General features: G+C 54.8%; 2 protein-coding genes. Both read right to left on the bottom strand.

What is annotated here, in order from left to right; all coding sequences use genetic code 11:
• On the bottom strand, nt 1-1,057 hold a 1,057-nt coding region (locus B2R17_RS02945), incomplete at its 3' end, for an NACHT domain-containing protein (RefSeq protein WP_286762778.1).
• Between the two features lie 1,054 nt (nt 1,058-2,111).
• On the bottom strand, nt 2,112-2,431 hold a 320-nt coding region (locus B2R17_RS02940), incomplete at its 5' end, for a DUF1778 domain-containing protein (protein WP_286762777.1).

The following is a 2,431-nucleotide window of genomic DNA, read 5'->3' as shown; positions in this document are numbered from 1 at the left end:
ATTGGAGCGTTTCAAGTCGGATTTCCGAGCGGTAGAGCTGCGCATCCGTCAGGAGCTGATTTCTAAACCGATCCGCAAGGCCATGGACCACAGTCTTTTTCAATTCGTCGTTGGCGACGTCGGAATGAGCGACTAAGACAGGGTCATTGTCGCTCAGCCAAACCTGGAAATCGGCATTTAGCGACGCGGTGAACGCAGCAACTTCAAGCAGCGTTCCGCGGATGACCAGAACTCCCTGCTCCTCCGAGGCAAGAAGCGAAATGATCTGATGAAGCGGGAGCTTTGAGATGCGACAGGCGGCAAGATACTCCGCAATTTGTTGATGGACGAAACGAAAGGTTCTCGGCTGATCCGAAACGCTCAGCGCCGATCCACTCAGTGCATTCAGTGATGTCTGATCAACGCCGATTGTCCGCATGTTATCCGAGTCAACTTCTTCCCAGTCCAGCATGGCCGCGACCGGTTCGCTCGATTGTGAGACGCCGCGCAAACCGCTGGTGAGTAAGCAGCACGCAATCGCCTCAGCGCATGCACGGATTCGATCGAAATTAATGTCCGGCACATGTCCTCGGTCACGACGCTCGTCATCTTCCATAACCATCAGCCGAACGGCCTTCTTGAAAACATCCGTTTTGCGTTTCGGTAGATCTCCCTCACTCGCAAAAATCCGAATCAACATTTTCAATGTGAGCGGACACTCAGCGAGAGCATCGGACCCAGATACGGATACAGCGTTTGAGAAAGCCGCTCGATCAATCGCTTCTGCCTCAAGGACGGCTTCGACCGCCACATAGTCCAAAGGCGTCAATGTTGCGATGGCGGTAGCATCGTTTCCGAACTCCGTACGAATCGCGTCCTCCACAAATGGAGGCCAAACTCCCGGACGACAGCTGATGCAGAGGTTGATCCCTCGCTCTGCAAGTTTCTCGTTCCTGAGCCATTTCGTAATTGCAGTTCCTGCATTACGAATAGGGATCAGTGCCTCGTCCAGAGAATCCAGCAGGATTGTCTCGCCGGGTTGGGCACCGTCTGAAATGTCTTTCAGCGAGTTGGCCAAATCAGATGACGAAGTTCCTTCGTCTGCAAGCCGATGCACGCGAACGCCCGGCAAACCACTGGCCAGTCTTTCTAGTTCGACCGTCTTTCCCATGCCGCCCGCACCGAGCAGGCAGCACGCTTTGAACTGACGCAAGTCATCCGTTTCAACAGATGTCTTCGCCCCATCATCCTTCCGAAGGTGCCACCAACGTTTGATGTTCCAAATTTTTCCAGCGTTCATTCGTTGAAGCAAGGCTCCCCGGTTGAAAAAGGTGTCCGGTACCGATTTGCCAACTAGATGCACCTGAGAATGGCATGTTCTTCTCTTTGGTGGTCGGGGAACGTTCCGACGCGGATCCAGGGGCGGTGAATGAGTTGGATGGTGCTACTCTTTCGTGACAATAGCAGTGATGGGATCGACGGCCGGCTCTCGCGATCATACTGGCTGTGTGAGAGCAACGGCACGGCCCGATCCTGGTTGAATACTCTCGCTGACGCTGCACCCTGCCGGGAGCGTCTCGGGTGTCTCGTGACTCCGGATAGGCGCGAGCGTGCGTACGATTTACCGATGTCGCGGTGTGCCCATGATTATTCACCAATAACCCAGCCCCCGAGTTTTCATGATTCCTCTGTTTGCTCCAATGGATCCTGCGCTTCAAAAAACGCACCGGCAGAAGTGTAGCGGGTTTTGGGGCTGGTGGGGGGCGGGAGAGGAGGAGATGGGCGGGGGTGCCCGATGAGAAGAGTGAAAATGGTTGTCCGGTACCGTGTAGCGAGCTATCTGTACCGGAATGAAGCGGCGATGCTGCCGCAACTGCCGCTGAGGGAGCGACCTGGGTAACTCAGTGGGGAGATCCGAAAAGTCGACTTGCGAAGTCGCTAGCGTGTCGTAGCCGACAACTTGGTTGTCGCCATCAAGCAAGACCTTGGTCGAGCTGAGATGTTTCTTTGGCTCTGATGCGCTGACCTTTTGAGCCACCTGTCGACTTGTTCTTGTCCGGAACTGAAACCTTGTCGGTTGTGTGTTTTGCTGAGCAACTCCATTCGCCAGCCATTGGGTTAGACGTCGGAGGTCACGAATCTCCCCGCATCATCGTCCCGAGATCTTCTTGAGCTTTGGTCAGCTTGGGAGGCTTCGAAAACGCATTCCAGAACTCCAATTGTTCATCGGGAGTCATGCCGATTGTGTGTGACTCGGCAGTCGCCAATTCACGCTCGGCTTGCCCCACGACCACACTACGGACGTAATCGCTAACGCTGATTCGGCGAAGTTCGGCTGCGGCAGTGAGCATCGCGTTGGACTCCTCATCCAGATGAACCATGAGTGAGCTTGTTTTGTGCATTTGGTTCTGTCCTCTGTAGCGATACAGATCGAAGCAGGTCGGCAGGAGTC

Source organism: Rhodopirellula sp. UBA1907, from assembly GCF_002337565.1.
In the GTDB taxonomy this organism is placed as follows: Bacteria; Planctomycetota; Planctomycetia; order Pirellulales; family Pirellulaceae; genus Rhodopirellula; species Rhodopirellula europaea.
Note: the sequence above shows the minus strand (reverse complement) of the source record. Positions and strands in the feature narration are given on the sequence as shown.